This is a genomic window from Paenibacillus senegalensis JC66 (genome assembly GCF_000285515.1).
Taxonomy (GTDB): Bacteria; Bacillota; Bacilli; order Paenibacillales; family NBRC-103111; genus Paenibacillus_L; species Paenibacillus_L senegalensis.
The window spans coordinates 1-1,632 of sequence record NZ_CAES01000125.1; the positions used below are offsets into that span (position 1 = coordinate 1).

Annotated in this window: 1 protein-coding gene; it reads left to right on the forward strand. The window is 54.8% G+C overall.

All coding sequences use genetic code 11. From position 1 onward, the window contains the following. Nucleotides 1–1,430: IS1380 family transposase (locus PSHG_RS25875; protein WP_148497864.1), on the forward strand; the 1,430-nt coding region annotated here is incomplete at its 5' end. Nucleotides 1,431–1,632: the final 202 nt, after the last annotated feature.

Sequence of the window (1,632 nt, forward strand, 5' to 3'; positions counted from 1 at the left end):
CACGCCGCGAACGCCGAATGGAAATTCTTGCGGAGCGTCGCCGAATCAAACAGATCGTGAAGACGTTGAGACCGGTCACGTTCGACAACAACACCGTCACGGAAGCCGGTAACTTCCAGTTCCTCGCTCGATTCAAGGAACTCATCGGTCTGGATGCCCTGATTGAAGATCACTTCCATCTGGAGCAGAAAGCCAACTGTGTCTACCCGGCCTCTAAGCTTGTCGATCATTTGCTGGACTGCGCGCTGCTCGGCCACACGCGTTTTTCGCATATGAATGCCCTGCAGTCGGACCCAGGTTACCAGATCGTTACCGGTATCGACCGCTTTCCTGACGAAAGCACCTTCCGCGGCTTCTTGAGCAAGCTCTCCTGGAGCCACTTGATTCAGCTTGTCGCCTTAAACCGGGATTTGCTGGCTCGCCATGCTCGGATGGGTGAAAAGCGTCTGGTCTGGATCGACATCGACGATACAGTCATCACGCTATTCGGTGAACAAGAAGGCGCAACAAACGGCTACAATCCGCGTTACCACGGACGCCCCTCGTACAAAATCCGGGTTGCCTTCATCGCCGGAAGCGGCGAGCTCATCCACTTGCAAGTGAATCCCGGCAACACGAACGGCATGAAGGATCTGCTCTCGTTCGTTAAAGAAATCGAGGCGATGCTGCCGCCGGAATGGATCATCGAAGGCATCCGGGCCGACTGCGGCTTTGCCGATGACACTGTCATGGCGTACGCTGAAGAACGTGGGTGGCAGTACATCTTCAAACTGCCGAAGAAGGCCACTGTGAAGAAGGCCATTTCTTACCTTCAGCAGCATCCTGCGTTCTGGGAAACGCTGGCGGAAAAACAAGAGGACATCACGTTTGCGACCGAAGACGATCGTTGGGCTGCTGCCGACATCCCGATTCTCCTCACCAACTGGGAGAAAGCACGGCGCTGCGTCATCTACCGGGAAGCCCACGAAACCGAGCGTACGACCGATGACCAATTGACGATGGCGCTTACGACCTATTCCTTCCAAGCCATCGTCACGAATGCCGAACTCAAGCCTTTGCCGCTGCTTCGCTCGTACAACAAGCGGGCCAACATCGAGAATCGCATCGATGAATTGAAAGAAGGTTATGCGGTGGAGCAGAACAGCCAGCATTCCCTGCTCCGGAACTTGCTGTTCAGCTGGATCAAAGCCATCGCCTACAACGTGATGGTCTGGTTCAAACAGACGCTGATGCCGGAATCGCTCAACCGGTGCGAAGTCCAAACGATTCGCCGGACGGTGATCCGGGTGCCCGCCAATGTGGTCGGTTCCGGCCGATACCAGCATATCCGGCTTGCGCCGAATCCGACGCTCGCTGGCATCGTCGACACCATGCAACACAAGCTTAGAGCGTTGGCTGAACGGTTCATACTCGTTCAGCCAGTGGCATGACGGATCGATTCATCGCCTCAACATGACGAAATTGGAACCTGTAAAATCAGGGTCTTCTTTGGGTTTGCCCAAAAGCGATTAGCACTCCCGTCTGAAAGCAAGAAGATTCGAAATCCAGTCCCAAAACCCGCATCGAAACGGGGATTCCGCGGACAATGACGGGTTATCCACAGGCTTGAGTTATCCACATTCCGATTTCATG